The organism is Lactonifactor longoviformis, assembly GCF_042848515.1.
Lineage (GTDB): Bacteria > Bacillota > Clostridia > Lachnospirales > Lachnospiraceae > Lactonifactor > Lactonifactor longoviformis.
The window spans coordinates 4,071,353-4,093,072 of record NZ_AP031453.1 but is presented as its reverse complement, the minus strand read 5'-3'; the positions used below and the strand labels follow the sequence as shown (position 1 = coordinate 4,093,072).

At 45.7% G+C, this 21,720-nt stretch carries 21 protein-coding genes and 2 tRNA genes; 15 read left to right on the top strand and 8 right to left on the bottom strand.

Going from position 1 to position 21,720, the window contains the following annotated elements; genetic code table 11:
- Window positions 1-59: 59 nt before the first annotated feature.
- Window positions 60-443 (top strand): phasin family protein, encoded by a 384-nt coding sequence (locus tag ACGHCT_RS18690; protein WP_072854741.1) that lies wholly within the window; start codon window positions 60-62, stop codon window positions 441-443.
- Window positions 444-445: 2 nt separating this feature from the next.
- Window positions 446-2,017: an ABC1 kinase family protein gene (locus tag ACGHCT_RS18685; protein WP_390437207.1), complete on the top strand. Its 1,572-nt coding sequence runs from the start codon at window positions 446-448 to the stop codon at window positions 2,015-2,017.
- 40 nt (window positions 2,018-2,057) lie between these two features.
- Here ACGHCT_RS18685 and ACGHCT_RS18680 read toward each other — a convergent pair whose 3' ends face one another.
- From ACGHCT_RS18680 to ACGHCT_RS18665, 4 genes are all read right to left on the bottom strand, one after another.
- Entirely contained in the window at window positions 2,058-5,492 is a 3,435-nt protein-coding gene (locus ACGHCT_RS18680; RefSeq protein ID WP_390437206.1) for a pyruvate carboxylase, read from the bottom strand.
- Window positions 5,493-6,036: 544 nt separating this feature from the next.
- Entirely contained in the window at window positions 6,037-7,047 is a 1,011-nt protein-coding gene (locus ACGHCT_RS18675; RefSeq protein ID WP_072854738.1) for an ABC transporter substrate-binding protein, read from the bottom strand.
- 164 nt (window positions 7,048-7,211) lie between these two features.
- Window positions 7,212-7,284: transfer RNA gene (locus tag ACGHCT_RS18670), tRNA-Ala, on the bottom strand.
- A gap of 60 nt (window positions 7,285-7,344) precedes the next feature.
- Window positions 7,345-7,557, bottom strand: coding sequence for a hypothetical protein (locus ACGHCT_RS18665; RefSeq protein ID WP_072854737.1), 213 nt, complete (start codon window positions 7,555-7,557; stop codon window positions 7,345-7,347).
- 151 nt (window positions 7,558-7,708) lie between these two features.
- Between ACGHCT_RS18665 and ACGHCT_RS18660 the strand changes: the two genes are divergently transcribed.
- From ACGHCT_RS18660 to ACGHCT_RS18650, 3 genes are all read left to right on the top strand, one after another.
- Window positions 7,709-7,861: a hypothetical protein gene (locus tag ACGHCT_RS18660; protein ID WP_158641028.1), complete on the top strand. Its 153-nt coding sequence runs from the start codon at window positions 7,709-7,711 to the stop codon at window positions 7,859-7,861.
- 24 nt (window positions 7,862-7,885) lie between these two features.
- Complete coding sequence (locus ACGHCT_RS18655; protein ID WP_167594285.1) at window positions 7,886-8,035, top strand: hypothetical protein; 150 nt, start codon at window positions 7,886-7,888, stop codon at window positions 8,033-8,035.
- Between the two features lie 54 nt (window positions 8,036-8,089).
- A tRNA-Gly gene (locus ACGHCT_RS18650) sits at window positions 8,090-8,160 on the top strand.
- Window positions 8,161-8,301: 141 nt separating this feature from the next.
- On the opposite strand, the gene ACGHCT_RS18645 is transcribed toward ACGHCT_RS18650, so the two are convergent.
- Complete coding sequence (locus tag ACGHCT_RS18645; RefSeq protein WP_072854736.1) at window positions 8,302-8,505, bottom strand: cold-shock protein; 204 nt, start codon at window positions 8,503-8,505, stop codon at window positions 8,302-8,304.
- A 349-nt stretch (window positions 8,506-8,854) separates the two neighbouring features.
- Here ACGHCT_RS18645 and ACGHCT_RS18640 point away from each other — a divergent pair, with 349 nt between their 5' ends.
- The gene (locus ACGHCT_RS18640) at window positions 8,855-9,883 is read left to right on the top strand and encodes a proline racemase family protein (protein WP_072854735.1); all 1,029 of its coding nucleotides are present in this window, start codon (window positions 8,855-8,857) and stop codon (window positions 9,881-9,883) included.
- A 37-nt stretch (window positions 9,884-9,920) separates the two neighbouring features.
- Here ACGHCT_RS18640 and ACGHCT_RS18635 read toward each other — a convergent pair whose 3' ends face one another.
- Together ACGHCT_RS18635 and ACGHCT_RS18630 are read right to left on the bottom strand one after the other, a co-directional pair.
- Window positions 9,921-11,474 (bottom strand): Na+/H+ antiporter NhaC family protein, encoded by a 1,554-nt coding sequence (locus ACGHCT_RS18635; protein ID WP_072854538.1) that lies wholly within the window; start codon window positions 11,472-11,474, stop codon window positions 9,921-9,923.
- Between the two features lie 239 nt (window positions 11,475-11,713).
- A complete protein-coding gene (locus tag ACGHCT_RS18630) occupies window positions 11,714-12,058 on the bottom strand; it encodes a helix-turn-helix domain-containing protein (protein ID WP_072854539.1) in 345 nt (114 codons plus the stop codon).
- A gap of 185 nt (window positions 12,059-12,243) precedes the next feature.
- Between ACGHCT_RS18630 and ACGHCT_RS18625 the strand changes: the two genes are divergently transcribed.
- Window positions 12,244-12,459, top strand: coding sequence for a hypothetical protein (locus tag ACGHCT_RS18625; RefSeq protein ID WP_390437205.1), 216 nt, complete (start codon window positions 12,244-12,246; stop codon window positions 12,457-12,459).
- A gap of 29 nt (window positions 12,460-12,488) precedes the next feature.
- Here ACGHCT_RS18625 and ACGHCT_RS18620 read toward each other — a convergent pair whose 3' ends face one another.
- Window positions 12,489-12,944 carry a CYTH domain-containing protein gene (locus ACGHCT_RS18620; RefSeq protein ID WP_390437204.1) on the bottom strand — a complete coding sequence of 152 codons (456 nt, stop codon included), beginning with the start codon at window positions 12,942-12,944 and terminating at the stop codon, window positions 12,489-12,491.
- Window positions 12,945-13,051: 107 nt separating this feature from the next.
- Here ACGHCT_RS18620 and ACGHCT_RS18615 point away from each other — a divergent pair, with 107 nt between their 5' ends.
- The 8 genes from ACGHCT_RS18615 (at window position 13,052) to ACGHCT_RS18580 (ending at window position 21,715) form a co-directional block, all read left to right on the top strand.
- Entirely contained in the window at window positions 13,052-13,612 is a 561-nt protein-coding gene (locus ACGHCT_RS18615) for a DJ-1 family glyoxalase III (RefSeq protein WP_072854542.1), read from the top strand.
- Window positions 13,613-13,619: 7 nt separating this feature from the next.
- Window positions 13,620-14,501 (top strand): DUF975 family protein, encoded by an 882-nt coding sequence (locus ACGHCT_RS18610; protein WP_072854543.1) that lies wholly within the window; start codon window positions 13,620-13,622, stop codon window positions 14,499-14,501.
- 167 nt (window positions 14,502-14,668) lie between these two features.
- Window positions 14,669-15,955 carry a trigger factor gene (gene tig / locus ACGHCT_RS18605; RefSeq protein ID WP_072854544.1) on the top strand — a complete coding sequence of 429 codons (1,287 nt, stop codon included), beginning with the start codon at window positions 14,669-14,671 and terminating at the stop codon, window positions 15,953-15,955.
- A 32-nt stretch (window positions 15,956-15,987) separates the two neighbouring features.
- Complete coding sequence (clpP, locus tag ACGHCT_RS18600) at window positions 15,988-16,569, top strand: ATP-dependent Clp endopeptidase proteolytic subunit ClpP (RefSeq protein ID WP_072854545.1); 582 nt, start codon at window positions 15,988-15,990, stop codon at window positions 16,567-16,569.
- Between the two features lie 89 nt (window positions 16,570-16,658).
- On the top strand, window positions 16,659-17,954 hold the full coding sequence (clpX, locus tag ACGHCT_RS18595; protein ID WP_072854546.1) for an ATP-dependent Clp protease ATP-binding subunit ClpX: 1,296 nt from the start codon (window positions 16,659-16,661) through the stop codon (window positions 17,952-17,954).
- A 17-nt stretch (window positions 17,955-17,971) separates the two neighbouring features.
- A complete protein-coding gene (gene lon / locus ACGHCT_RS18590) occupies window positions 17,972-20,299 on the top strand; it encodes an endopeptidase La (RefSeq protein ID WP_390437203.1) in 2,328 nt (775 codons plus the stop codon).
- A 23-nt stretch (window positions 20,300-20,322) separates the two neighbouring features.
- Window positions 20,323-20,934 carry a ribosome biogenesis GTP-binding protein YihA/YsxC gene (gene yihA / locus ACGHCT_RS18585; RefSeq protein ID WP_072854548.1) on the top strand — a complete coding sequence of 204 codons (612 nt, stop codon included), beginning with the start codon at window positions 20,323-20,325 and terminating at the stop codon, window positions 20,932-20,934.
- A gap of 88 nt (window positions 20,935-21,022) precedes the next feature.
- On the top strand, window positions 21,023-21,715 hold the full coding sequence (locus ACGHCT_RS18580; protein ID WP_390437202.1) for an HAD family hydrolase: 693 nt from the start codon (window positions 21,023-21,025) through the stop codon (window positions 21,713-21,715).
- Window positions 21,716-21,720: the final 5 nt, after the last annotated feature.

Genomic DNA, 21,720 nt, shown 5'->3' with positions numbered 1-21,720 from the left:
CTATAGAAGTATCATACGAAGAAACTTTCGGAATTGCAGAAAAAGAAAGGAAGGTCCTTATGGAGATAGGTGAAGGATTAAAGAAAATATTTTTGGCAGGAGTAGGCGCAGTGGCCACTACAGCGGAGTCCGCCAAGGAAATTGTGGACACCCTGGTAAAAAAAGGTGAGATTACAGTTGAACAGGGAAAAGTTCTCAACGAAGAACTGAAGCGCAGCGCCAAAGAAAAAGTAAATGATCATGTCACAGTTAACATCGTAAAGGAATACCGAGATGCCATGAAAGCTGTGGATCATATGACAAAAGAAGAGTTAGACGAATTAAAAGAAAAGATTGCCAACCTGGAAAGACAGGCGGCAGAGGAAGCAAAAGACGATGACTGCGGTTGCGAAGAGACAGAAGAAGAGGCAGACGCAGAGGACGAAAAACAGGAAGAGGAATAAACATGGAGACTTCGGGCAGCCGGCTGAGCGAGATACTCTGTGTGCTGAAGAAGCATCATATAACCAAAGGGCTGACTCCTGTAAAACTGAGGGAGATTCTTGAGGATCTGGGACCTACGTATGTAAAGCTGGGACAAATTATGTCCATGCGGTCAGACATGCTCCCGGAGGCTTACTGTAAAGAATTGACCAGACTGCGGACACAGGTAAAGCCCCTTCCATATGAGACAATTAAAGATGTCATTGAAAAAGAGCTGGGAAGGCCTGCGGAGGAATTGTTTTCTGAAATTTCTCCAGAGCCTCTCGGCTCTGCTTCTATTGCCCAGGTACATCCAGCACGTCTGAAAAACGGGGACAGAGTGGTGCTGAAGGTGCAGCGTCCGGCCATAAAGGAAATTATGGCAAATGATATTGAACTGATGATGCGGGCGGTGAGGATCCTGAAAATCACTATGGGAACCGGAGAGCTGATTGATTTCAAAATGATTATCCAGGAGCTCTGGAAAACATCCCAGGAAGAGATGGATTTTACGCGCGAGGCGGGCAACTGTGACTTATTTTATGAAAATCAGAAGGACATTGCCTACGTTACATCTCCCCGGGTATATCATGAATATACAACGTCTAAGCTTCTGACTATGAATGATATCGAGGGCGTACAGATAGATCAGACAGATCGTCTGACGGCGCTGGGGTATGACATGGAGGAGATCGGCAGAAAAGCAGCGGAAAATTACTGCAAGCAGATCCTTGAGGACGGCTTTTTTCATGCGGATCCTCATCCGGGGAACCTTTGGATCTCCGGCGGACAGGTGGCATGGCTGGATCTGGGAATGGCAGGGCATCTGTCGGAGCACAATAAGATGCTTCTGAAACGGGCGATTATGGCACTGCTGAAGAATGATATGTATGAGCTGAAGAATGTGCTCCTGGCGCTTGGTGAGGCAAAGGAACGGGTGAATCATGCAAGGCTGTACACAGATATTGATGATATTGTGAGCAAATACATGACTATGGATTTCGGCAATATGAGACTGGGTGAACTGATTGAAAAGCTTCTGGATCTTGTAAAAGAGCATCACATAGCCATCAATACGGATATCACCCTGCTGGGAAGGAGCATGATTACCATGGAGGGAACCTTAAGTGCCTGTGCACCGGAGGTAAATATACTCCAGATTCTCTCTAACTATATGTCCTCTCTGCTGTTCCGGGAAATGGACCTGAAAAAGGAACTCAGGCATAAAGGGCGTCTTTTGTATACTTCCCTGGATAAGTATATGGAGATCCCTGCACAGCTCTCCGATCTTCTGAATATAACGAAGAATGGCCAGACAAAGCTGAATCTGGATCTTGTGGACAGCAAAAAGATGCAGGAAATATTTCAGAGAACAGCAGACCGCCTGGTGTGTGGGATTCTGGCCGCTGCGCTGTTTATCGGTGCCGGGTTATTCTGTCTCACAGACATCAGTCCTCAGATACTGGGAATGCCATGGATTAGTTTCTTGGGATTTGTACTGTTCTGTCTGCTGCTGATTGGGCTGTTCCTGGGCACAATCAGCAGAAAAAAGTAAGAGGCGGGCCTCGAAGAGAAGCCCCCTCTTACTTTTTCTTTTAACGGATAGTCATCAACAGCTCTCCGGCTTTGATTTCTTTGCCTTCTTTGACGTATACCTGATCCACAACTCCGTCCATCAGGGCGGCTACATTGGTCTCCATCTTCATGGCTTCTACCACAGCCAGAACCTGATTTTTGGTAACCTTGTCTCCTGGTTTTACATGTACCTGGCTGACAAGGCCCGGAATGGAGGCGCCTACGTGGCTGAGATCAGAGGGATCAGCCATTGGGATAGACTCAACGGTAACCTTTGCGCTCCGGTCGGTGACCGCAACCTCTCTGCGTATCCCGTTCAGCTCAAACATCACATTCCGGGTTCCGTCCGGATTTGCATCGCCTTTGCCCAGATATTTGATTACGAGAGTTTTTCCGTCTTCAATGTTTACTTTGTTGGTTTCGCCTTCTGCCAGGCCATGGAAGAATACATGGCTGCCCAGCCGGGTGATATAGCCGTACTCCTTGCGGTTCTTCAGAAAGTCTTCCACAACCTTGGGATAGAAGCACCAGCTGATTACCATTCTCCAGTTGGGAGACGGGATAAATTCCTCCAGGCGCTTTCTGGCGGCGTCGAAGTCCATGGGAGGAAGCAGTTCCCCCGGGCGGCAGGAGATTGGCTCTTCTCCTTTCAGGACCACCCGCTGGAGATCTTCCGGGAATCCCCATTCAGGCTGCCCCATCATACCCTTGAAGTAGCTGACAACAGAGTCCGGGAAGTTCATGGTTTCCCCTCTCTCCACAATGGTTTCCGGGGTCAGGTCATTTTGAACCATAAAGATTGCCAGGTCACCTACCATTTTAGAGGACGGCGTTACCTTTACCAGGCCTCCCAGCATAGTATCTACCGTCTTATACATCTTTTTGACCTCATCAAAACGATGTCCCAGACCCAGACTTTCTACCTGAGGCTTCAGATTCGTATATTGGCCTCCTGGAATCTCGTACTCATAGATATCGGTGGCGGGATATTTGATGCCGCCTTCGAAGGCTCCATACCGATCTCTTACATCACACCAGTAGTCAGACAATCCCTGCAGCCGCTCAAGGCTCAGGCCGGTATCACGGTCCTGTCCCTCCAGGGCAGCTACCAGAGAATTCATAGAGGGCTGGCTGGTGAGGGAGGACATGCTGGAAATAGCAACATCTGCGATATCTACACCAGCTTCTGCAGCCATAAGAAGGGTAGCGATTTGGTTTCCGCTGGTATCATGGGTGTGCAGGTGTATGGGAAGCCCAATTTCCTCTTTCAGGGCTTTTACCAGCTTGTATCCTGAATAAGGCTTCAGCAGGCCGGCCATATCTTTGATGCAAAGTGTGTGAGCCCCTGTTTTTTCAAGCCGCTTCGCAAGGTTTACATAATAATTCAAGGTGTATTTATCATCTTTTGGATTTCCCACATCTCCTGTATAACAGATCGTGGCTTCGGCGATTTTATTCTGGTTTAAGACCTCATCCAGGGCAACCTCCATTCCGGGCACCCAGTTCAGAGAGTCAAACACGCGGAAAACATCTATGCCGCTGCGTGCCGATTCTTTGATAAATTCCCGAATCAGATTATCCGGATAATTGGTATAGCCTACGGCATTGGCTCCCCGCAGAAGCATCTGGAAGGGGATGTTTGGTATCTTTTCCCGGAGCATATCCAGGCGTTCCCAGGGGGACTCTTTCAGAAAGCGGTATGCCACGTCAAAAGTAGCGCCTCCCCACATTTCCAGGGAAAATGCATCTGCCAGAGCTTCTGCGGTGGCATCCGCGCCCTTTACCATATCCCTTGTCCGAACTCTTGTTGCCAGAAGGGACTGATGGGCATCTCTCATAGTGGTGTCAGTGATCAGGAGCTTTTTCTGGTCCAGAACCCACTGCTTTACAGCTTCAGGACCCTTAGTATCCAGGAGCTGCTTCAAGCCCGGCTTCTTCTCCCCGGTCAGTTTCGGGAAGCGGGGAGTGTCGTACATACGCTGTCCTGCCGTGGGATCATTGACTACAATATTTCCTATGTATTTCAGCATCTTGGTCGCCCGGTCTTTGGAGTCCCTGATGATAAATAATTCAGGCGTTTCATCGATAAATTTTGTATGGCATTTTCCAGCGCGGAACATTGGGTGTATAAGGATATTGTCAATGAAGCCGATATTGGTTTTTACTCCGCGGATACGGGTTTCATTCAATGCGCGCAGGGCTTTGTTGCAGGCTCCCTCAAAGGTACTGTCATGGGTAGTTATCTTTACCAGAAGACTGTCGTAGTAAGGTGTTATCTCAGCCCCTGCGTAAGTATTGCCCCCATCTAAACGGACACCAAAACCGCCGCCTGTACGGTAAGCCGTAATTTTGCCCGTATCGGGCGCAAAATTGTTCTGGGGATCTTCGGTTGTAATCCGGCACTGGATTGCATATCCATGACCCTTCACATCCTCCTGACTGGTAATGCCAATCTCCGGCTCAGCCAGTGTCTTTCCCTCAGCGATCAGGATCTGCGCCCGAACGATGTCAATGTCTGTAATCATCTCGGTAACTGTGTGCTCTACCTGTATCCGCGGATTCATCTCGATAAAATAATGATTTCCCTGCTTATCCACCAGGAATTCCACGGTACCGGCGTTCACATATCCAACCTCTTTTGCTATTTTGACTGCATCGCCGCAGATCTCTTCTCTCTTTTCACTGCTCAGTGTAAGTGCCGGAGTGAACTCTACCACCTTTTGGTATCTGCGCTGAAGCGAGCAGTCACGCTCAAACAGATGAACCACATTTCCGTGCTTATCCGCAAGGATCTGCACCTCAATATGTTTTGGCTCTTCCAAAAACTTCTCTATAAAAATATCCCCGCATCCAAATGCTTTTAAGGCCTCACTCTGGACCAGCGGGAAGGTATCAATCACTTCCTGCTCAGTATCGCACCGGCGCATGCCTCTTCCTCCTCCCCCGGCGGAGGCTTTCAGTATCACAGGAAAACCGTAGGACACGGCCCTTTTTGCAGCATCCTCTGCACTCGTCAGAGGAACCTTAGAACCTGGTATCGTTGGAACCTGGCAGCGCTTAGCGATTTCTTTGGCGCTTAATTTATCTCCCATCTGTGCCAGGACATCAGAAGGCGGCCCTATAAATTCTATTCCGTTTTCCTCGCATGCTCTGGCAAAAGCGGCATTTTCTGACAAAAATCCGTAACCCGGATGAATGGCATCAACGTGGTGCTTTTTGGCGATATCAATCATCAGGTCAATATCCAGGTAAGCGCCCAGAGGGCTTTTATTTTCACCGATCATATAGGATTCATCGGCCTTTACCCGAAAGATGTTGTATTCGTCCTCCTTTGAGTACACTGCTACAGTGTTCAGTCCCAGGTCATAGCAGGCCCGGAAAATGCGGATAGCGATTTCCCCACGGTTTGCCACCATTACTTTACGGAAATCTTTCGTTTTTGCTACTTGATTCATGTTTCTCCTCCTTAGATTATGTAAACCATCACCGGCAGCTGCCATGGGTTTACACCCCATCATACTTTTATATTATTTTTTTCTATATCAAAAAATATCCCTGCAGGTCTACTACATCCTTTGCTGCCGGCGCCCTGCAATTTGATTCATTCCCCCCAGGATTGAATCGGTTCGAGGCGGTCAGGAGTATTTCCCGTAGAACGTTCAGGATATTTCATTATTGTCTATGCATATTGTTTGGGGTATGTAAGAACTAAGATGCCGCTGCATGCAAATCTTTAGGGAAAGAAGCCATTAAGAAAGTACATAAGAAGTAATGTATGGTTTCTTTCAGATAACCGTCACTGTATCTCAAAACAGATAGTGATAGTACATATTATACTTAGCATTTTGAAAAATATCAATTAAATATTTATTAAAATACCAAAAAAAGAAAGAGATAAAATAAAATCCTGCAAAAAATGACTAATAACAGCGTAAAAATAGCCCTCCGTGCATTATTTGCGCGGAGGGCATGCAAAAGATGATGGAGTGCAGACGAAGACTATTTTGCAGCCTTTTCTGCAAATGAAGTGTTAACCAAATCCTTATAATCTACTCTGGCATCCAATTCTCCTGAGCTTTCCAAGATATCCTGAAGAAGATCCAGACTGGACTTTTCAAAGATCAGATTGTCTTTCCAGGTGTCCTGATCATAATACCGTTTCACAATAGTGGTAATCGTATCCAGGTCTGTCTCCTCAAACTGAGGAGCAATCACCTTCGCGATTTCTTCCGGTGTATGTGTCTGGACATAATCCATTCCTTTCTGGAGTGCATTGGTGAAACTCTGGATAATCTCCGGGTTCTTCTCCATAAAACTGTTCTTAGCACTGTATGCCGTGTAGGGAACATAACCGGAGTCTACACCTACAGAGGCTACAACATAGCCTTTTCCCTCTTTTTCCAGAGCAGTGGCGCTTGGCTCGAACTCAACCGTGAAATCTCCCTGTCCTCCGGAGAAAGCCGCGGCAGTAGAACCAAAGTCTATGCTCTGGTCAATGGCAACATCCTTTTCCGGATCAATGTCATTCTGGCGGAGTACATATTCAAATACCATTTCCGGCATTCCGCCTTTTCTTCCCCCTAAGACGTTTTTATCCTTAATATCTGACCACTGGAAGTTATCCATCTTCTCTCTGGCCACCAGGAAGTTTCCTGCGCGCTGTGTCAGCTGGGCAAAGTTTACAACCGGATCGTTGGCGCCTTCCTGGTAAGCGTAGATGGAAGCTTCAGCGCCCATGAAACCGATATCTGCTTCCCCGGACAGTACTGCGGTCATAGTCTTATCCGCGCCGAAACCTGTCACCAGTTCCAAATCAATTCCTTCCTCCTGGAAATATCCCTCCTCAATGGCCACATACTGAGGCGCATAGAATATGGAATGGGCAACTTCATTTAATGTAACCTTTGTAAGTTTTTCCTCTTTATCTGCAGAAGTGTCTTTCTGGCATCCGCCTAGGGCAGCTAATACCGTTACCATTAAAGTAACAATAGCGATTAATCTTTTATGCATTACAGTCCCCCGTAAATCTTTCCTGGTATAGTATATTGAGTAAGGGGAGAAAGTGTGACAGAAGCAGAAGACTGTATTGCTGCCGGAAAACAGCAAAAAAATAAAACCGCCCGGTATGGACGGTTCCTTATTTTTGAAAGCCTAATAAAACGCTGTTCTTTACATGGAGCATACGGGATTCGAACCCGTGACCTCCACACTGCCAGTGTGGCGCGCTCCCAGCTGCGCCAATGCCCCATTGCCATCGTAAGTCCGATGCTTGTATATTATAGCACAGGTATTAAAAAAATAAAAGTGCTATTTTTTATTTTCTGAGTTTTCTGAGGCGTTTTTTTCCCGTTCTTTCCTGGCAAGACGCTGGAGATCCAGCCAGGTAAGTGTACCTGCGATGATAAAGTACCAGATAATGGGAGTGACTACTGCCTGGATATTCGTACTGGGGTGAAAGAAATTCGTCTGCATCATGGCAATAACTGCCAAAATTGATATAATGATATTTTTGAACAACATACCCTTCTTTTCCTCTGCCAAGCAGAGAGATGACCTTTTTACAGTATATGCTGCCTGGGTTGTATTCTTTTCCTAACATAGAATGAAATATCCTGCGCATACTAAAAGCATCAAGGCACAGCAGAGGCTGGCTGAGTGAAAGGAGAATATTATGATGGAGATAAATCTGGTACCGGAGCAGAGCGGCACTGACTGCCACCGCAGCAATCCCCAGGAAGTGGTGACGGAGTTTCCAAAGGAAATGGATCTGGTCCCCGGAGAAAAAGACGATCGTCCCAGAAAGGACGGACCCGGCGGGGAATAATGTAGAAAGGGATTAGGTGATAAAATGTCTTATGTGGCTCCTCAGGTCAGGGATAAGTTTGAAACCTTGTCTGTAGACCTGAAAAATATAATACTTGAAAAGAATGTTCAGATTAATAATCTTCACGATTTAATCAGGGTTTTGGAGGAAATTGTGAAAGAAGGAGAAGAATAGTAAAAACTAACCATTGACTATTCTGCAAAATGCGTTATAATAATAAATGTCAATGCAGATATGGTTCATCGGTAGAATGCTAGCTTCCCAAGCTGGAGAGGGGGGTTCGACTCCCCTTATCTGCTTACGAAAACCCTTGTTTATTCAAGGGTTTCTTTTTTTGTGTTGCATTCTTTATCCAATTAAAAGGCCAACGGCATTTATGCTTCATAAAAAGCATAATACCGTTGGCCTGTACTTATGACCGCCTTTACAATTGCCTGTGCTTAGGCAACACAAACATTAACTGCCTGTAAACCACGCTGTCCGTTTGTAATATCAAATGTTACAGACTGACCGTCTTCCAGTGTTTTGAATCCGTCCATGGCAAGTCCTGAGAAGTGTACAAACACTTCTTCGTTTGTCTCGTTGTTGGTGATGAAACCATATCCCTTAGTTGAGTTAAACCATTTTACTGTACCTTTATTCATGAAAGATACCTCCTTAAAAATAATATTATATTTATCCTAAAACAAAAAAACACATAGTAATGTAAATCAAAAAGTGATTACATAACTATGTGAAATCAATCTTAATTCAAAATACTTTGTAAGTATAGCATGTAAAACCATAAGTGTCAAGCAAAAAAAATCGACAAAAAAACAAGTAAGAATATTCTAAAAAAAGCATAAAAAAACCCTTAGGAAAAGGTGAAAAAACTATTGACAAATGGCTGTTTAGCAAACATAATATAGACTATAGTATAGAATACGGTCCAAGACAAAGGATGTCGAAAAGTCGAATCTTCTCGATGTCCTTTTTGTAAGAGGGAGGCACATTATGGATTGGATATCCAAAATACCAGGAATTGAAACTTCTTTTACAACAATTGACTCTCATACCATGGGAGAACCTACGAGAATCGTAGTGGAAGGCTTTCCGGAACTGGAAGGAAAGACGATGATCGAGAAGAAGAAATTCTTAGAAAAAAATTATGACAAATACCGTACAGCACTTATGCTGGAGCCCAGAGGGCACAGAGATATGTTTGGAGCAGTGATTACGAAGCCGGTACATCCGGAAGCAGATTATGGCGTCATTTTTATGGACAGCGGCGGATGCCTGAATATGTGCGGGCACGGAAGCATCGGAACTGCCACGGTTTTAGTTGAGACTGGCATGGTGGAAGTGAAAGAGCCTTATACGGAGGTGACATTGGAAGCCCCTGCAGGTTTAATTCGCACAACCATTAAGGTTGAGAATGGAAAAGCAGTGGAAGTTACGATTCGTAATGTGCCGGCGTTCTTATATAAAGAGGCAGTGACAGCAGAGATTGAAGGATATGGCCCGATTACCTTCGATATATCTTTCGGAGGAAGTTTTTTTGCTCTAGTCAATGCAGATAAGCTGGGTCTGGATATTGTTCCGGAGAACCTCAGAGAGTTCCAGGATCTGGGAATGGCACTGCTGAATAAAATCAATGCCACCATGGAGATTCAACATCCGGAGCTGGATATTAATTCTGTGGACCTGGTAGAGTTTTACGGTGATTCCACACAGGAAGAAGCAAACTTGAAGAATGTAGTAATTTTTGGGGCCGCGCAGGCGGACCGTTCCCCCTGCGGAACAGGCACAAGTGCCAAGGTGGCGGCCCTGTATTCCAAGGGAAGACTGGGATTGAACGAAGATTTTATCTACGAGAGTATCACGGGTTCTCTTTTCAGGGGAAAAGCGGTTGAGACAACAAAGGTAGGCACCTATGATGCGATTGTACCTAAGATTACAGGAAGTGCATATATTACCGGAATCAATCAGGTTATTATCGATAAGGATGACCCTCTGAAATATGGTTTTTTAATGGGAGACTGAGAAAAGGTGGACAGATAGCTGTCCACCTTTTCTCAGTTTATTTTACGGAAGAATAATCAATAGGATATTTCTTTTTGCCAATTTTATCGCATACAAAAAGCGTAGCAATTAACAGAACAAAAGTAATTAGTAAAGGAATATACGGGCTGTTCAGAACCCCCATAACCAGGTAGCCCACGAAGGCACAGGCAGTTACAATAGAGGCGTAGACTAGCTGTGTGGATACATGGTCAATGTGGTTGCATCCGGCCCCTGTGGATGAGAGTATGGTGGTGTCAGAAATAGGTGAAATATGGTCTCCGTAAACTGCACCGGCAAGAATGCCTCCCAATACAGGGAACAGCAGGTGTGCGGTATTGGATGGGGTACAGATGGCAGCTCCGATAGGGATCAAAAGAGCCATGGTTCCCCAGGAGGTTCCGGTTGCAAACCCCAAAAACGCCGCTACCAGGAAGATAATAGCAGGCAGAATGAAAACAGGGAAGGAAGAATCATTCACCATATTTCCGATAAAACCGCCGGTGTTAAGATAATCACTGCTGCACACACCGCCGATGGTCCAGGCTAAAATTAAAATCGTAAAGGATGGAACCATAGACTTAATTCCCTCCGTTATACCGCCCATAAATTCAGTGAAATTCAATACTTTTCTGGGTATGAACAGCAGGAAGGTTACGATCAGCGCACAAAAACTTCCCAGCACAAGGGACAGGGAGGAATCACAATTGCCGAAGGACTCTGTAAAGGAAGCTTCGCCGGTAAAACCTCCGCCCGTATACACCATGGCCAGGACCGTAAAAACGATTAAAGCCAGTATGGGGATAACCAGGTCAATCACTTTTCCTTTGGAATTGCCCTTCTGTACTTCCGCACCGCTGATAGTATCATCGCTGGAGAATAAATCTCCTTTTTCAATGGCGTTCTTTTCGAATCTGGCCATTGGGCCGAAGTTGATCCGTGTTGTGCAGATGATAACAATCATGAGAATGGTAGCCAGTGCATAGAGGTTATAAGGAATGATTTTGACAAATGTAGTCATCCCGTTGCCTCCGGTGGCATCTGAGATATAAGTGGCAACCGATGCTCCCCAGCTGGATACCGGGGCAATGATGCAGATAGGGGCGGCGGTGGCGTCAAGCAGGTAGGAAAGCTTGGCCCGCGAGATCCTGTGCTCATCTGTTACCGGCCGCATAACCGTACCTACGGTGAGACAGTTAAAATAATCATCAATAAATATCAGACATCCCAGCGCTGCAGTGGCCAGACTTGCGCCTCGTCTTGTTTTAATGTGATGAATCGCCCACTGCCCATAGGCGGCAGATCCTCCTGCCCTGGTAACCAGAACAACGATAGCCCCCAGGAGCCCTAAAAAGATTAGAATGTTTGCATTTCCGCCGATCTTATCACCCATAATAGTAAACGTATTGACTAATGTGGTAATCGGATTTCCGTGACTGTAGATTAGAGCACCGGCAAGGATCCCAATGATAAGAGAGGAAAGAACCTCTTTGGTAATCAGTGCCAGAATAATTGCGATCAGGGGAGGAAGAATACTCCACCAGCCGAAGTGAGGCATTTGTAACGCTTCCATCTAACAGACCCCCTTCCGTTGCTGCACATAGAATAATGCAGTTTGGGCCATCTTCTTTTTCTTCTTCTTGTTCTTCAATATAGATCCCTCCAACAGTATTAAGATAGTCACATTATAATATATTTTGAGATATATTGTCTATAAAAAAAAGAAAAAGTAGAAAATACGCAATGTTTGTCGAAATATGCAATTGCAATATATTATATTGCAAATTAATTCCCCAGATGATAAAATAAGTATTAATCGGAGAGACGTTCTAATTTAAAGGTAAGGTAATCGATCAATTCTTTTCGGGTGGATGGAGGAAGCTTTTGGTAAGCGGTCAAAATATAAATGGTTTCCCGGGTCAATACGGGTAATGTAGGGTTATGCTGATCCTCCAGAGCCACGGTTCCTCTTACGAGAACGTCCAAAGATACAGAGAAGAAATCGGCCATTGCTACCAGCAAGTCCATAGGCGGCATTCGGTGCCCGTTTTCATAATTACAATAAGATTGGCGCTGGAGATTGAAGATATCAGCCATCTCCTGTTGGGTGAGTCCTTTTGCTTTGCGTAGACAGCGCAGGTTAGTTTGAAAATCCATAATAGCCTCCTAAAATCTTCCAGTTAAGTATGGAATCTAGGAGCAATTGTATCAAGAATAAAAGCAGATTTCTTTTAATGCAACAAAATGAATCCTAAAATGTAATAATTAGCAGGAGAAACAGCATAATTCTACAGAATAAAGATGTGTTGGAACGTAAGAAGATTGAGGAAGGGGAGAGCCGTATGTATCACTTGATGGAATTAGGCATTAAATGGAGGAAAAGTAAGAACATTTTTTTAAGAATCTTGTCATTTCTATTTCTGAAGATATCCATTTGCTACGGAAAGATCGTGGAGTCTGTGGCGAAAAAGGAAGCCTGGATTTCGGAAGAGGAAGCAGAAAGGATGAAAAAGCAGACCATGGAACGAATTCAGAGGAGGCTGGCAGAAAAAGGATAGGTACCCGTCAGAGGGTACCTGTCCTTTCTTTAAAAGTGTGAATCGGGAGCGCTCAGATAGCTGTTATGGTATTTGCCGGTAAAAGTGACATCTTCCCCGAACCAGGAGGGCGGAAGAAAAGCTTCTGCCATTTCCACAGAGGGGAATTCTACCTCTGCCAGGCACAGGGTTTCGTAAGGGGCATCAAACTGATCCAGCTCAATGGTTAAAACCTCATCCAGGGGGATGACATATCTTGTCTTTGTGAGAACAATACCGTCTGCTTTTTGCAGCAGATGTTCATAGGCCGTCTGATTCAGGGGGAGATTGTATTCCTCCCGAACCATCTGGCCTTTGGACTTATAGGTAAGGATATAAGAATCGTCCTGCCTGCGCACGCGGACTACGGGGTCTGTGCACAGATAAGCCTGCTGTATCCGGCGGCTGGGGTACTGCTCCAGGGAAAGCGGACAGTGGTGTATCAGATATTTTCTTTCTATTTCCATATGGGATCCCTCTTTTCTGTTTTTTCATCAGTATAACAGAAAGTGCGCTGGTTGCCAATTGTCCGGCACCGTGATAGAATAGTGGAAAAAGTAAGGAGGACAAACAGATGGCAAAAGTATGCGTATGCCTGGCAGATGGTTTTGAAGAGGTTGAAGGCCTGACGGTAGTAGATATTCTGAGAAGGGCAGATCAGGATGTCTGTATGGCTTCCGTTCATGGAAGACTTTCCGTAGAGGGGGCCCATGGAATAAAAGTAGAAGCAGACTGTACGATAGAAAGTGTAGATTTTTCGCAGATGGATATGCTGGTACTGCCGGGAGGAATGCCCGGAACAAAGAACCTTGGAGCATGCAGCCTGCTTACCGGGCAGCTGAGGAACTTTTATAAGGAAGGGAAAAAAATTGGTGCTATCTGTGCAGCGCCCAGTATCCTGGGAGATTTGAGACTGCTGGAGGGAAAAAAGGCCGCCTGCTATCCCGGATTTGAAAACCGGCTGCGTGGGGCGTCTATAACTTCGGAGAGAGTCGCAGTTGACGGGAATATAATTACAAGCAGAGGGGTTGGAACCGCAATACCTTTTGCACTTGCCCTGGCGGGAATACTGGCCGGCGAGGAAAAGGCACAGGAAATTAAGGAATCCATTATTTATGGACACGTAAAGGAATGACAGAGGTATGTGGACAAGATTAGAATTAAAAAGCAGAGCAAAAAAGTCATTTTCCCGGTTTTACTGGGGAGCAGTCGTGGTATGCCTTGCAGCTTTTCTTTTTACAAATGAATTCGGAAACAATTCTGGATCCGCAGGGGGGGCGCAGCACCGGCAGGAGACAGCCGCAGAACATTTTCGGGGGGAGGCAGAGAGAACAACCGGCATTGTGAACAGCCTGTTTCACAACTCCTTTATCGACAGCGCCAAAGGACTCGCGGACGAGACCTTAAGTCCTTTGGAAAAGATGGGCGCGGTGGGGAAGATGGTCTCCAAATTTATCAAAGCACCGTTTATAGTTATGCTGTATGCTGTCCCACTGGTATTTTCCGTGCTGATGATTTGTTTCAGGATATTAATCGGAAATCCTCTGAATGTGGGATGCAAAAGATATTTCATGAAAAACCGGCAGCAGGAAACACGGGTAGGAGAAATTACATACGGATTTGCAAACGGCTATGGAAACATAGCGTCAACCATGTTCTGCGTAGACTTGTTCACGGCGCTGTGGAGCCTGCTGCTGGTGGTTCCGGGTATTGTGAAAAGCTATGAGTACCGCATGGTGCCCTATATCCTCTGTGAGAATCCTAAGATTGACAGAAGAAGAGCATTTGAATTAAGCAGAATAATGATGGATGGACAGAAGTGGAATACTTTTGTTCTGGATCTGTCCTTCATTCTGTGGAGTCTGCTTGGGACAGTAACTCTGCAGCTGGCTAATATTTTCTATGTACATCCCTATATGTCTGCTACAAATGCAGAGCTGTACGCGGTTCTGCGAAGACATGCTAAGCTGACGGACAATATAGAGGACTGGGAGCTGCCTGGCTTCCGGCAGAGCAATTCATAAAAATTTCCCAATTAGGTCTGAAAAAATACTGGCGTTTTTGAAAAGCTTGTGCTATACTGTTTTAATGACTGTAAGTATGGGAAAGTGTAACGAAAAAAAAGGGGCTGCCATACTGGAAGCCCCTTTTTTAAGCGTATCACATAGAATTAAGGAGGAATTGTTTAAAAATGAGTTTACAGGTAGAAAAGTTAGAAAAGAACATGGCGAAACTGACGGTTGAGGTTTCTGCTGAAGAGTTAGAAAAAGCAATTCAGGGCGCATATCTTAAGAATAAAAACAAGATCAGTATCCCTGGTTTCCGTAAAGGTAAAGCTCCACGTGTTATGATTGAAAAGATGTACGGTGCCGGTATTTTCTATGAAGATGCTGCCAATGCCCTGATCCCGGAAGCATATTCCAAAGCAGTGGAAGAGAGTGAACTGGATGTGGTATCACAGCCGGAGATCGATGTAACACAGCTGGAAAAAGGAAAGCCATTTATCTTTACAGCAGAAGTGGCTGTGAAGCCGGAAGTAACATTGGGAGATTACAAAGGCCTGGAAGTAGAAAAGGCTGATTTAGAAGTAAAAGAAGAAGAGATTGAAGCAGAATTAAAAAAAGAGCAGGAGAATAACTCCAGAACCATCGATGTAGATGACAGGACTGTGGAGAATGGGGATATTACAACCATTGATTTTGACGGTTCTGTGGACGGCGTTCCTTTCGAGGGAGGCAAAGGGGAGGACTATCCTCTGACGATTGGATCCGGCGCATTTATTCCCGGATTTGAGGAGCAGCTGGTAGGGGCTGAGCTTGGGAAAGAGATGGAAGTTCATGTTACTTTCCCGGAAGATTATCACGCAGAAGAGTTAAAAGGAAAAGCAGCTGTATTTAAATGCACTGTGAAGTCTATTAAGGTAAAAGAACTTCCTGAATTAGACGATGAGTTTGCTAAAGATGTATCCGAGTTCGATACTCTGGAAGAGTACAAAAATGATATTAAAGAAAAGCTGGCAGTTCAGAAAGAGGAAGCGGCTAAGCGTGCAAAAGAGGATGCCGTAGTAGATAAGGCTATTGAAAATGCTTCTATGGAGATTCCTGAGCCAATGGTACAGAACCAGATCCGCAACATGGTGGATGATTTTGCAAGAAGAATCCAGTCACAGGGACTTTCCATTGAACAGTACTTCCAGTTTACAGGCCTGGATGCTGAAAAGCTTCAGGAGCAGATGAGACCGCAGGCGTTAAAGCGCATCCAGAGCAGACTGGTGTTAGAGAAAATTGCGGAAGCGGAAGATATCCAGATCGCAGATGAAAAGTTAGATGAAGAGATTCAGAAGATGGCTGAGATGTACAAGATGGAAGCCGACAAATTAAAGGAATTAATGGGAGATTACGAGAAAGAACAGATGAAGAAAGATATGGCTGTTCAGGAGGCCGTAACATTAATTGCCGAGGCTGCAAAAGAGGTTTAAAAGCGTGTTGAATATGAATAGGAGGAGTTCTCATGAGTTTAGTACCATATGTCATTGAACAGACGAGCAGGGGAGAGAGAAACTACGACATCTATTCCAGACTATTAAAAGAAAGAATCATCTTTTTAGGCGAAGAAGTAAACGATGTGACTGCCAGCCTGGTAGTTGCCCAGCTCCTTTTTTTGGAATCAGAAGATCCGGGAAAGGATATTCAGCTGTATATTAACAGTCCCGGAGGGTCCGTAACCGCAGGACTGGCTATTTATGATACGATGAACTATATTAAGAGTGATGTATCTACCATTTGCATCGGTATGGCTGCAAGTATGGGAGCCTTTCTGCTTGCAGGGGGAGCCAAAGGCAAACGTATGGCGCTGCCCAATGCCGAGATTATGATCCATCAGCCCTCGGGCGGAGCGCAGGGACAGGCAACCGAGATCGAGATTGTGGCGGAACATATCTTGAAGATCAAGAAGAAATTGAATACTATTCTGGCTGCCAATACAGGACAACCAATTGAGGTTATTACTGCGGATACCGAAAGAGACAATTATATGTCCTCTGAGGAAGCCAAGGCGTATGGCCTGATTGATATGGTGATTGAGCACAGATAATTCATTCAGATAAGACTCCTGCTAAATTAGCGGGGGTCTTATGTAGCTCTTAACCCACAGGTATGCCAGACTGAAGAAAGGATATAATTATGGCAATAAAGGGAAATGAACCAAAAATCAGATGTTCTTTCTGCGGAAAGCCGGAAGAACAGGTGCGAAAGCTAATTGCAGGTCCAAACGGAGCATATATCTGCGACGAGTGCATTGAAATCTGCTCAGAGATTATTGATGAGGAGTTCGAGATGTATGACGAGGTGGATGACACCTCCATCAATCTGCTGAAGCCACAGGAGATAAAGGAATTTTTAGATGAATATGTAATCGGACAGGAGGATGCAAAAAAGGTACTTTCTGTTGCTGTATATAATCACTATAAAAGAGTTTTGGCAGGCAAAAGCACGGATGTGGAGCTTCAGAAGAGTAATATTTTGATGCTTGGACCTACTGGTTCGGGAAAAACACTTCTTGCACAGACCTTGGCTAAGCTTCTGAATGTGCCTTTTGCAATTGCAGATGCCACCAGCCTCACAGAAGCAGGGTATGTGGGAGAGGATGTGGAAAACATTCTGTTGAAAATCATCCAGGCTGCAGAGTACGATATTGAGCGTGCCCAGTATGGAATTATTTATATAGACGAGATTGACAAGATAACAAGAAAATCTGAGAATGCTTCTATTACCAGAGATGTTTCCGGGGAGGGCGTGCAGCAGGCGCTTCTCAAGATTCTGGAAGGTACGGTGGCAAATGTACCGCCGCAGGGAGGAAGGAAACATCCTCATCAGGACTTTATCCAGATCGATACCACAAATATCTTATTTATCTGCGGCGGTGCTTTTGAGGGGCTGGATAAGATTATTGATTCCAGAAAAGATACCAAATCTATAGGATTTAACGCAGAGATACGCACAGGAGAAAAACAGAATGTGGGAGAGCTTTTAAAACAGGCAATGCCCCAGGACTTCGTAAAATTCGGCATGATCCCTGAGTTTGTCGGCCGTGTGCCGGTAGTTGTGTCTCTGGATATGCTGGATGAGGAAGCTCTGCTGAAGATTTTAAAGGAGCCTAAGAACTCATTGGTACGCCAGTATAAAAAATTGTTTGAGCTGGACGGAGTGGAACTGGATTTCAAGGAGGAGGCCCTTCGGGCGATTGCCGAGAAGTCCATGGAACGGAAGACAGGAGCCAGAGGACTCCGCGCAATTATGGAGAACACTATGATGGATATCATGTATTCGGCTCCGTCTGACGATACCATCCGTTCCTGCATTATTACAAAAGAGGTAGTGGAAGGAAACGGAGAACCTGAAATTACACGGGGAGAGGGAGGACCCACGCCCAGAAGGGCCGTTTCAGCAAAGAAAAGAGGAAAAGGCGAAACCGCTTAAGAATAGGAAGTGCGAGAATGAGTGACTTAATGAGAATATTACCCGCTATCGCCCTTAGAGGAACCACGATTCTTCCCGGTATGATTGTCCACTTCGATATCAGCCGGGACAAATCTATCAAAGCAGTAGAGACAGCGATGATGAAGGATCAGGTAATATATCTGGTTACCCAGAGAGACCCGGAGGCAGAAGATCCGGGAATGGCAGATTTATATAAGATCGGAACCATTGCTGAAATTAAGCAGGTAGTAAAAGCACCAAAGAATACCCTGCGGATCCTTGTAGAGGGGATAGAACGGGCAGAAATCCTCGGTTTGGAGAACAATGATAAATATCTGGAGGCAGAGGTTGCTGCCTTTGACCAGCAGGATCTGACAGCGCTAAGCGATAATGCGAAAGAGGCCATGCTCAGAAACCTGAAGGAATTATTTATCACATACTGTACCGAGAATCCCAAGATTAGCAAAGAACTGGCAGCACAGCTGCTGGAGATGGAAGACATAGAAAGACTGGTGGATCAGATCGCTATCCACCTTCCCCTGCCTTATACTGACCGCCAGAGAATTCTTGAGGGGATTTCTCTGGAGGATCGGTACGAGGCGCTGGGGTTAGTGCTCTCAAATGAAATTCAGATTATGGAGATCCGCATAGATCTTCAGACAAAGGTAAAAGAGCGGATTGATAAGAATCAGAGAGAATATATATTAAGGGAGCAGTTAAAACTGATTCGGGAGGAGCTGGGGGAAGATCATACCCAGACGGATGCGGAGCAATTTATCGAGGAAGCCAGGAAGCTTCAGGCATCTGAAGAGATCCGGGAAAAAATTATAAAAGAGATAGAGCGATTTAAAAATATGAACAGCGGCGCTGCTGAGAGTACGGTGATGAGAGGGTACATTGAGACTCTTCTGAGCCTTCCCTGGGATAAAGCGTCTGAGGATAACCGGGATCTTAAGAAAGCAAATGAGATTCTTGAGGCTGACCATTATGGCTTGGAAAAGGTAAAAGAGCGTATCATGGAGTTTCTTGCGGTCCGCACTCTGACGCAGAAGGGGGAAAGCCCCATTCTCTGTCTGGTGGGGCCTCCGGGAACCGGCAAGACGTCAATCGCTAAGTCAGTAGCCAGAGCGCTGGACAAGGAATATGTACGTATCTGCCTGGGCGGCGTGAGAGACGAAGCTGAGATACGGGGACACAGGAGAACTTATGTAGGGGCAATGCCCGGAAGGATTGCTTCCGGAATGCAGCAGGCGGGAGTGAAAAATCCGCTTATGCTCCTGGACGAGATCGATAAAGTCAGCAGTGATTATAAAGGGGATACCTCATCTGCACTTTTGGAGGTGCTTGACTCCGAGCAGAATAATAAGTTCAGGGATCACTATGTAGAGATTCCTCTGGATCTCTCTGAAGTGCTTTTTATTGCTACAGCCAATGATATGCAGACAATTCCTAAGCCGCTGCTGGACCGGATGGAGATTATAGAAGTCACCAGTTATACCGAGAATGAAAAAGAGCATATTGCAAAGGAACATCTGATTCCCAAGCAGATAAAGGCCCATGGCCTGAACAAAGGCCAGCTGTCTCTCACAGACAAAGCGCTGAAAGAGATGATCCATGGGTATACAAAAGAGGCCGGAGTCCGAAGCCTGGAGAGAAAGATCGGTGAGATCTGCAGGAAGACAGCCCGTGAGATTCTGGAGAAGGGCGAGAACAAGGTCTCAGTTACTGTGAAAAATCTGGATACGTATCTGGGAAAACCGGTGTATACGTATCAGATGAAAAATAAGACAGACGAGGTTGGTATTGTCAGAGGTCTGGCATGGACCAGTGTAGGAGGGGATACCCTACAGATTGAAGTAAACCTGATGCCTGGGACGGGAGAGTTTCTTCTCACAGGTCAGCTGGGAGATGTGATGAAAGAGTCTGCCCAGACGGGGATCAGTTACATCCGTTCTATCGCCGCAGAGTATGGGATAGAACCAGAATTCTTCCAGAAGAATGATTTACATATCCACATACCGGAGGGTGCAGTTCCTAAGGACGGACCTTCCGCGGGTATTACGATGGCGACTGCTATGATATCGGCGATTACAGGCACACCGGTGAAGGCCGATGTGGCTATGACCGGTGAGATCACGCTCAGAGGAAGGGTTCTGCCAATCGGAGGGCTGAAGGAAAAGCTGCTGGCAGCTAAAAATGCCAGGATTAAGAAAGTAGTAGTGCCGGCACAGAATAAGCCGGATGTGGAAGAGATGAGTCAGGAGATTACTCAGGGCCTGGACATCGCCTATGTGGATACTATGAGCCAGGTTCTGGATATTGCCCTGGCAGGAAAAGAAGACTAGCAGTCCGGAAAACGGAGGAAAAAATGGTAATAAAAAATGTATCCCTGGATATTGTGTGCGGTGTGACGAGCACTCTGCCTGAAAATGACCGCCCGGAAATAGCGTTTGCCGGGAAGTCCAATGTGGGAAAATCATCTTTGATTAATGCGCTGATGAACCGGAAGGCACTGGCCAGAACCAGTTCCCAGCCGGGTAAGACACAGACCATTAATTTCTATAATGTAAACGAGAGTATGTACCTGGTGGACCTTCCTGGGTATGGATATGCGAAGGTGTCCCAGGCTGAGAAAGAAAAATGGGGGCATCTGATTGAACGGTATCTGCATGGCTCAAAGATGCTGAAAGCGGTTTTTCTGCTGATAGATATCCGGCACGAGCCTTCTAAGAACGATAAAACCATGTACGAGTGGATTCGTTACAACGGGTATCAGCCGATTATCATTGCCACTAAGCTGGATAAATTAAAGAGAAGCCAGATACAAAAGCATATTAAAATGTTACGCCAGGGACTGGAACTGGTTCCGGGAACCCAGATTATTCCGTTTTCTTCTGCGACAAAACAGGGAAGAGACGAGATCTGGGAGCTTATGGATTCTATTCTGGAAGAGAAGAAGGATTGTGAAACCGTAGAGTGACAGTGAGAAATTAAAAAGGCCGCTTTTCCTCTGGAGAAAACAGAGGAAAAGCGGTTTTATTTATAGAAGAAACTGCAGGAGAGAATGTATGCTGAAAGGGATTATATTTGATATGGACGGAGTTCTGATTAATTCGGAGCCGGTTCACTACGAAATTTGGAAAATGACAATGAAGGAGAGAAAAGTTGATCTTTCCTATGAGATCTATAAACCGTGCATTGGATCCACCGCCGGATTTCTCATGAATCTACTCAGTGAGGCCTATGGAGTGGACAAGGATGACAGAAAGCTGATGGAAGAGCATGAAGCGATCAAGTGGAAGGTGATGAAGGAGAGAGGATATCCTCTAATTGAGGGAGTGCCGGAACTCCTGGGGCGTCTTAAGCAAGCAGGATACCGGCTGGCCATAGCGTCCTCGTCGCCGGAACCTTATATTCGGGATGTGGTCCGGTCTCTGGAACTGGAGCCATATTTTCATGTGATCTGCAGCGGTGAGAGTGTCAGGAATCCCAAGCCTGCACCTGATATCTTTCTGAGGACTGCAAAGCTGCTGGGACTTTCGCCAGATGAATGTATTGTTGTGGAGGATTCCACAAATGGATGCCGGGCTGCCAAAGCCGCCGGGATCTGCTGTGTGGGATACTATAACCCTGACTCAGGAGAACAGGATCTGAGTACTGCTGAGATCATTGTGGAAGGGTATGAAGAAATTGACGGCGGTTTTATGGAAAAAGTATATCGCAGAAGCCGGAAGGAGCCAGTGGTTATCGGGGAAACGTGAAGGGT

Excerpts from the sequence above, each read along its gene's own strand:
- ACGHCT_RS18690 (WP_072854741.1), top strand. The coding sequence starts at position 60 with ATGGAGATAGGTGAAGGATTAAAGAAAATATTTTTGGCAGGAGTAGGC.
- ACGHCT_RS18685 (WP_390437207.1), top strand. The coding sequence starts at position 446 with ATGGAGACTTCGGGCAGCCGGCTGAGCGAGATACTCTGTGTGCTGAAG.
- ACGHCT_RS18680 (WP_390437206.1), bottom strand. The coding sequence starts at position 5,492 with ATGAATCAAGTAGCAAAAACGAAAGATTTCCGTAAAGTAATGGTGGCA.
- ACGHCT_RS18675 (WP_072854738.1), bottom strand. The coding sequence starts at position 7,047 with ATGCATAAAAGATTAATCGCTATTGTTACTTTAATGGTAACGGTATTA.
- ACGHCT_RS18665 (WP_072854737.1), bottom strand. The coding sequence starts at position 7,557 with ATGTTGTTCAAAAATATCATTATATCAATTTTGGCAGTTATTGCCATG.
- ACGHCT_RS18660 (WP_158641028.1), top strand. The coding sequence starts at position 7,709 with ATGATGGAGATAAATCTGGTACCGGAGCAGAGCGGCACTGACTGCCAC.
- ACGHCT_RS18655 (WP_167594285.1), top strand. The coding sequence starts at position 7,886 with ATGTCTTATGTGGCTCCTCAGGTCAGGGATAAGTTTGAAACCTTGTCT.
- ACGHCT_RS18645 (WP_072854736.1), bottom strand. The coding sequence starts at position 8,505 with ATGAATAAAGGTACAGTAAAATGGTTTAACTCAACTAAGGGATATGGT.
- ACGHCT_RS18640 (WP_072854735.1), top strand. The coding sequence starts at position 8,855 with ATGGATTGGATATCCAAAATACCAGGAATTGAAACTTCTTTTACAACA.
- ACGHCT_RS18635 (WP_072854538.1), bottom strand. The coding sequence starts at position 11,474 with ATGGAAGCGTTACAAATGCCTCACTTCGGCTGGTGGAGTATTCTTCCT.
- ACGHCT_RS18630 (WP_072854539.1), bottom strand. The coding sequence starts at position 12,058 with ATGGATTTTCAAACTAACCTGCGCTGTCTACGCAAAGCAAAAGGACTC.
- ACGHCT_RS18625 (WP_390437205.1), top strand. The coding sequence starts at position 12,244 with ATGTATCACTTGATGGAATTAGGCATTAAATGGAGGAAAAGTAAGAAC.
- ACGHCT_RS18620 (WP_390437204.1), bottom strand. The coding sequence starts at position 12,944 with ATGGAAATAGAAAGAAAATATCTGATACACCACTGTCCGCTTTCCCTG.
- ACGHCT_RS18615 (WP_072854542.1), top strand. The coding sequence starts at position 13,052 with ATGGCAAAAGTATGCGTATGCCTGGCAGATGGTTTTGAAGAGGTTGAA.
- ACGHCT_RS18610 (WP_072854543.1), top strand. The coding sequence starts at position 13,620 with ATGTGGACAAGATTAGAATTAAAAAGCAGAGCAAAAAAGTCATTTTCC.
- tig (WP_072854544.1), top strand. The coding sequence starts at position 14,669 with ATGAGTTTACAGGTAGAAAAGTTAGAAAAGAACATGGCGAAACTGACG.
- clpP (WP_072854545.1), top strand. The coding sequence starts at position 15,988 with ATGAGTTTAGTACCATATGTCATTGAACAGACGAGCAGGGGAGAGAGA.
- clpX (WP_072854546.1), top strand. The coding sequence starts at position 16,659 with ATGGCAATAAAGGGAAATGAACCAAAAATCAGATGTTCTTTCTGCGGA.
- lon (WP_390437203.1), top strand. The coding sequence starts at position 17,972 with ATGAGTGACTTAATGAGAATATTACCCGCTATCGCCCTTAGAGGAACC.
- yihA (WP_072854548.1), top strand. The coding sequence starts at position 20,323 with ATGGTAATAAAAAATGTATCCCTGGATATTGTGTGCGGTGTGACGAGC.
- ACGHCT_RS18580 (WP_390437202.1), top strand. The coding sequence starts at position 21,023 with ATGCTGAAAGGGATTATATTTGATATGGACGGAGTTCTGATTAATTCG.